The sequence below is a fragment of the Pseudomonas sp. S49 genome (genome assembly GCF_009866785.1).
Classification (GTDB): domain Bacteria; phylum Pseudomonadota; class Gammaproteobacteria; order Pseudomonadales; family Pseudomonadaceae; genus Aquipseudomonas.
In genome coordinates this window covers 5,994,001-6,000,000 of the sequence record NZ_CP019432.1, presented here as the reverse complement: position 1 = coordinate 6,000,000, position 6,000 = coordinate 5,994,001, and the positions used below count along the sequence as shown (strand labels likewise).

Annotated in this window: 4 protein-coding genes, 3 tRNA genes and 2 rRNA genes (1 of these 9 only partly in view); all 9 read left to right on the top strand. The window is 52.9% G+C overall.

Annotation, left to right across the window (positions count from 1 at the left end):
* Positions 1-1,733, top strand: a 23S ribosomal RNA gene (locus PspS49_RS26620); it begins 1,161 nt to the left of the window's first position.
* 149 nt (positions 1,734-1,882) lie between these two features.
* Positions 1,883-1,998: ribosomal RNA gene (rrf, locus tag PspS49_RS26615) — 5S ribosomal RNA — on the top strand.
* 132 nt (positions 1,999-2,130) lie between these two features.
* Positions 2,131-3,084, top strand: a complete 954-nt coding sequence (gene birA, locus PspS49_RS26610) for a bifunctional biotin--[acetyl-CoA-carboxylase] ligase/biotin operon repressor BirA (RefSeq protein WP_160042056.1) — start codon at positions 2,131-2,133, stop codon at positions 3,082-3,084.
* Complete coding sequence (locus PspS49_RS26605; protein ID WP_160042054.1) at positions 3,074-3,826, top strand: pantothenate kinase; 753 nt, start codon at positions 3,074-3,076, stop codon at positions 3,824-3,826. Before birA ends, PspS49_RS26605 begins: the two co-directional genes overlap by 11 nt.
* Positions 3,827-3,833: 7 nt before the next feature.
* Complete coding sequence (locus PspS49_RS26600; protein WP_150776696.1) at positions 3,834-4,265, top strand: hypothetical protein; 432 nt, start codon at positions 3,834-3,836, stop codon at positions 4,263-4,265.
* A 143-nt stretch (positions 4,266-4,408) separates the two neighbouring features.
* Positions 4,409-4,493: transfer RNA gene (locus PspS49_RS26595), tRNA-Tyr, on the top strand.
* 25 nt (positions 4,494-4,518) lie between these two features.
* Positions 4,519-4,592, top strand: a tRNA-Gly gene (locus PspS49_RS26590).
* 25 nt (positions 4,593-4,617) lie between these two features.
* Positions 4,618-4,693, top strand: a tRNA-Thr gene (locus tag PspS49_RS26585).
* Positions 4,694-4,778: 85 nt separating this feature from the next.
* Entirely contained in the window at positions 4,779-5,972 is a 1,194-nt protein-coding gene (gene tuf, locus PspS49_RS26580) for an elongation factor Tu (RefSeq protein WP_064361246.1), read from the top strand.
* The last annotated feature ends 28 nt before the right edge of the window (positions 5,973-6,000 follow it).

Here is a 6,000-nt window from a genome sequence, read left to right as displayed (position 1 = left end):
CCTTCGGGTGATGCGGTAGAGGAGCGTTCTGTAAGCCTGTGAAGGTGAGTTGAGAAGCTTGCTGGAGGTATCAGAAGTGCGAATGCTGACATGAGTAACGACAATGGGTGTGAAAAACACCCACGCCGAAAGACCAAGGTTTCCTGCGCAACGTTAATCGACGCAGGGTTAGTCGGTCCCTAAGGCGAGGCTGAAAAGCGTAGTCGATGGAAAACAGGTTAATATTCCTGTACTTCTGGTTATTGCGATGGAGGGACGGAGAAGGCTAGGCCAGCTTGGCGTTGGTTGTCCAAGTTTAAGGTGGTAGGCTGAGATCTTAGGTAAATCCGGGATCTTAAGGCCGAGAGCTGATGACGAGTGTTCTTTTAGAACACGAAGTGGTTGATGCCATGCTTCCAAGAAAAGCTTCTAAGCTTCAGGTAACCAGGAACCGTACCCCAAACCGACACAGGTGGTTGGGTAGAGAATACCAAGGCGCTTGAGAGAACTCGGGTGAAGGAACTAGGCAAAATGGCACCGTAACTTCGGGAGAAGGTGCGCCGGTGAGGGTGAAGGACTTGCTCCGTAAGCTCATGCCGGTCGAAGATACCAGGCCGCTGCGACTGTTTATTAAAAACACAGCACTCTGCAAACACGAAAGTGGACGTATAGGGTGTGACGCCTGCCCGGTGCCGGAAGGTTAATTGATGGGGTTAGCTAACGCGAAGCTCTTGATCGAAGCCCCGGTAAACGGCGGCCGTAACTATAACGGTCCTAAGGTAGCGAAATTCCTTGTCGGGTAAGTTCCGACCTGCACGAATGGCGTAACGATGGCGGCGCTGTCTCCACCCGAGACTCAGTGAAATTGAAATCGCTGTGAAGATGCAGTGTATCCGCGGCTAGACGGAAAGACCCCGTGAACCTTTACTATAGCTTTGCACTGGACTTTGAATTTGCTTGTGTAGGATAGGTGGGAGGCTTTGAAGCGTGGACGCCAGTTCGCGTGGAGCCATCCTTGAAATACCACCCTGGCAACTTTGAGGTTCTAACTCAGGTCCGTTATCCGGATCGAGGACAGTGTATGGTGGGTAGTTTGACTGGGGCGGTCTCCTCCTAAAGAGTAACGGAGGAGTACGAAGGTGCGCTCAGACCGGTCGGAAATCGGTCGTAGAGTATAAAGGCAAAAGCGCGCTTGACTGCGAGACAGACACGTCGAGCAGGTACGAAAGTAGGTCTTAGTGATCCGGTGGTTCTGTATGGAAGGGCCATCGCTCAACGGATAAAAGGTACTCCGGGGATAACAGGCTGATACCGCCCAAGAGTTCATATCGACGGCGGTGTTTGGCACCTCGATGTCGGCTCATCACATCCTGGGGCTGAAGCCGGTCCCAAGGGTATGGCTGTTCGCCATTTAAAGTGGTACGCGAGCTGGGTTTAGAACGTCGTGAGACAGTTCGGTCCCTATCTGCCGTGGACGTTTGAGATTTGAGAGGGGCTGCTCCTAGTACGAGAGGACCGGAGTGGACGAACCTCTGGTGTTCCGGTTGTCACGCCAGTGGCATTGCCGGGTAGCTATGTTCGGGAAAGATAACCGCTGAAAGCATCTAAGCGGGAAACTTGCCTCAAGATGAGATCTCACTGGAACCTTGAGTTCCCTGAAGGGCCGTCGAAGACTACGACGTTGATAGGTTGGGTGTGTAAGCGCTGTGAGGCGTTGAGCTAACCAATACTAATTGCCCGTGAGGCTTGACCATATAACACCCAAGCAATTTGCGTCGAAAGGCCAGATTGCGGTGTGTGAAGACGAAACGAACCGAAAGTTCGATGTTCACAAAACACCTAGCTGTCACATACCCAATTTGCTGAAGCGAGGCCGCAAGGCCACGACTCAGTACCCGAATTTCTTGACGACCATAGAGCGTTGGAACCACCTGATCCCATCCCGAACTCAGCAGTGAAACGATGCATCGCCGATGGTAGTGTGGGGTTTCCCCATGTGAGAGTAGGTCATCGTCAAGATTAAATTCCGAAACCCCAATTGCGAAAGCAGTTGGGGTTTTGTTTTGCCCGCAGGAAATGTATCTGCTTGATTTCTATGCAACGGCCCGGGGCATGGCTATTATTCGGGCCTCATTGTGAGGCGAGACCTGCATGCTGACGTTGTTGAACCTTCTGAAGGATGGTCGATTCCATTCTGGTCAGGATCTGGGCGCTGCCCTGGGAATAAGTCGAAGTGCGGTATGGAAGCAGCTTCAGCATCTGGAGGCTGATCTTGGCTTATCCATTCATAAAGTTCGGGGGCGGGGCTATCAACTGGCTGCACCATTGATGCTGCTCGACTCTCTGACTATATCTGCAATGGCGCCAAGCTGGCCGGTGACCGTTCTGGATTCGGTCGACTCGACAAACGCTGAGGCTTTGCGCGCGATCGGCCAAGGTAGTTTGGCCCCCTTTTTGGTGCTCGCAGAACGGCAAGTCTCCGGGCGTGGGCGAAGAGGTCGCAAGTGGGTGAGTCCGTTCGCTGAAAATCTTTATTACAGCCTTGTCCTGCGTATTAATGGCGGAATGCGCCAGCTCGAGGGCTTGAGTCTTGTCGTGGGGTTGGCTGTCTTGCAGGCTCTGCGAAATTTTGGTGTGCCAAGTGCCGGATTGAAGTGGCCCAACGATGTCTTGGTAGGTAACAAGAAAATCGCTGGCATTCTCCTGGAACTCGTTGGAGATCCGGCAGATGTTTGCCACGTGGTGTTGGGTATTGGTATCAACGTGAATATGCAGCTTGCTGATGAAGTTGACCAGCAATGGACCTCTATCCGGCTTGAGTCAGGCAAGAGCAGTGATCGTAATGCTTTGGTGGTTGAGCTGAGTGAGCAGTTAAGTGCTTACATCCAGCGTCATCAGGCGGATGGCTTCTCGGTTCTCCAGGCAGAATGGGAGGCCAATCACCTGTGGCAGGATCGGCCTGTATCATTGATTGCGGGTTCGAGTCAGGTAGATGGCGTGGTGCTCGGAATAGATAGTCAGGGTGCTCTGCGCCTGAAGGTGAGTGGCGTGGAAAAAGTCTTTAGTGGTGGTGAGCTCAGTCTGAGGTTGCGTGATGATTCTTGAGCTCGACTGCGGGAACAGCTTTATTAAATGGCGAGTACTGAAGGCTGCGTCCGACGCTCTCTTTTCTGAAGGGGTTGTCGACTCTGATCTGGCGTTGCTTGACAGTTTGAGATCTCTTGATGGGCTTGTGCTGCGCAAGTGTCGCCTGGTGAGTGTCAGGACTGCAGAGGAAACTGATGCATTGATCGGCGCGATCGAGCGGGAGTTCGGTATTTCGGTTGTGTGCGCTGAGTCCGCTCGTGAAATGTCTGGTGTCAAAAATGGTTATGAAGACTACGAGCGTCTCGGGCTCGATAGATGGTTGGCCATGCTTGGCGGGTTTCATCTGGCATCGGGCAGCGCTTGCCTGGTACTCGATTTCGGTACGGCGGTAACTGCTGATTTTATTGCCGCTGATGGCGAGCATCTGGGCGGCTTTATTTGCCCGGGGATGCCGTTGATGCGAAATCAGTTGCGTACTCATACCCGCAAGATTCGCTATGGCGACCTGGCGGCTGAACGCGCGCTGTCCAGCAATGCGCCTGGGCGGAGCACTGTTGAGGCGGTGGAGCGTGGGTGCTCGTTAATGTTGCGAGGTTTTGTGCTGACTCAACTGGAAATGGCGAGTTCCTACTGGGGGAAGGATTTCGCAGTCTTTATAACTGGCGGTGATGCTGTTTTGGTCGCAGATGTCGCGCCTGAGGCCCGAGTCGTACCCGACCTCGTGTTTGTGGGCTTGGCTATGGCGTGTCCTTTTTCCTGAGGTTTGTATGCGTTGGTTGTTTCTCCTGCTCCTTGTTCTTAATGGTTTCTATTATGTCTGGCATCAGCAGGAGGCGCCCTTGCGGGCGAAGGACGTGACGCCTCTTAGTTTGTATCGAGGTTCCCAGCAAGACATTCGCTTGCTCAGTGAAACGAAGGGCGATGTTCGGGAGGTGCAGGGGGCTCGGCGGCAAGAGTGCCTTTTTCTTGGTGGCTTTTCCCGGGAAGAATCGATTTCCGCCCTTCGACAGCGGTTGGCTGAAATGGGTGTCGATGTGAAAACTTCGTCGAAGGATGCTCCCGGGGCTGGTTATTGGTTGTCTGTCGCGCCTCAGAGCCAGCGTTTGCTAGGGGACGCCCAGTTGCAAAACCTTTCCAAGGAATTCAATGAGTTAAAACATAAAATAATGCTGTGTGAGGGGGTTGCACCTGCTGAATAGTTTGCATAGAATGGCGCCCGCTCCACAGTGAAGACCTAAACAGGGATTCAAAGTGAAGCGACGTCAACGCAGCTAACCTCAGGTTTTTAAATGAGAAAATGCTTGACAGGGGCTTGGCATAGTATAGAATGCCGGCCTGATTAGGAGGGGTTCCCGAGCGGCCAAAGGGATCAGACTGTAAATCTGACGTCTACGACTTCGAAGGTTCGAATCCTTCTCCCTCCACCAGATTTAAGCGTGAGCTGCAGGCTCCGCGGGTATAGTTTAGTGGTAGAACCTCAGCCTTCCAAGCTGATGATGCGGGTTCGATTCCCGCTACCCGCTCCAAGTTTGCAGGTTGTGCAAGTGTTTTGCTCTTGTAGCTCAGTTGGTAGAGCACACCCTTGGTAAGGGTGAGGTCAGCGGTTCAAATCCGCTCAAGAGCTCCATATAACAAGGCAGATATGAAAATATCTGCCTTTGTTTTAATGGTTGATATTGTTTGTCTAATTTCTTCTGTTGAGGGTGATATCGATGGCTAAGGAAAAATTTGATCGTTCCCTGCCCCACGTCAACGTTGGGACCATTGGTCACGTTGACCACGGTAAAACCACTCTGACTGCTGCTCTGACTCGCGTTTGCTCCGAGGTTTTCGGTTCCGCAATCGTTGACTTCGACAAGATCGACAGCGCACCAGAAGAAAAAGCTCGCGGTATCACCATCAACACCGCACACGTTGAGTACAACTCGAAGATCCGTCACTACGCTCACGTTGACTGCCCAGGTCACGCTGACTATGTGAAGAACATGATCACCGGTGCTGCTCAAATGGACGGCGCTATTCTGGTTTGCTCGGCCGCTGATGGTCCGATGCCGCAAACTCGTGAGCACATCCTGCTGTCCCGTCAGGTAGGCGTTCCGTACATCGTGGTTTTCCTGAACAAGGCTGACCTGGTAGACGACGCTGAGCTGCTGGAACTGGTTGAGATGGAAGTTCGCGACCTGCTGTCCACCTACGACTTCCCGGGCGATGACACTCCAATCATCATCGGTTCGGCTCGTATGGCGCTGGAAGGCAAAGACGACAACGAAATGGGCACTACCGCTGTCAAGAAGCTGGTAGAGACTCTGGATGCCTACATCCCAGAACCAGTTCGTATGATCGACAAGCCGTTCCTGATGCCAATCGAAGACGTATTCTCGATCTCGGGTCGCGGTACTGTTGTGACTGGTCGTATCGAGCGCGGTATCGTTCGCGTTCAGGATCCGCTGGAAATCGTTGGTCTGCGTGACACCACCGTTACTACTTGCACCGGTGTTGAAATGTTCCGCAAGCTGCTCGACGAAGGTCGTGCTGGCGAGAACTGCGGCGTTCTGCTGCGTGGTACCAAGCGTGACGACGTTGAGCGTGGTCAGGTTCTGGTTAAGCCGGGTTCGGTTAAGCCGCACACCAAGTTCACTGCAGAAGTTTACGTTCTGAGCAAGGAAGAAGGCGGTCGTCACACTCCGTTCTTCAAAGGCTACCGTCCACAGTTCTACTTCCGTACTACTGACGTGACTGGTAACTGCGAGCTGCCAGAAGGCGTTGAAATGGTAATGCCAGGTGACAACATTCAGATGACTGTCACCCTGATCAAAACCATCGCGATGGAAGACGGTCTGCGTTTCGCTATCCGTGAAGGCGGTCGTACCGTCGGCGCTGGTGTCGTAGCTAAAATCATCGAGTAAGTGGTTGTAATGTATTTTTCGGGCCGGC

Coding starts and splice junctions, on each gene's coding strand:
- PspS49_RS26605 (WP_160042054.1), top strand. CDS start 3,074: ATGATTCTTGAGCTCGACTGCGGGAACAGCTTTATTAAATGGCGAGTA.
- PspS49_RS26600 (WP_150776696.1), top strand. CDS start 3,834: ATGCGTTGGTTGTTTCTCCTGCTCCTTGTTCTTAATGGTTTCTATTAT.
- tuf (WP_064361246.1), top strand. CDS start 4,779: ATGGCTAAGGAAAAATTTGATCGTTCCCTGCCCCACGTCAACGTTGGG.
- birA (WP_160042056.1), top strand. CDS start 2,131: ATGCTGACGTTGTTGAACCTTCTGAAGGATGGTCGATTCCATTCTGGT.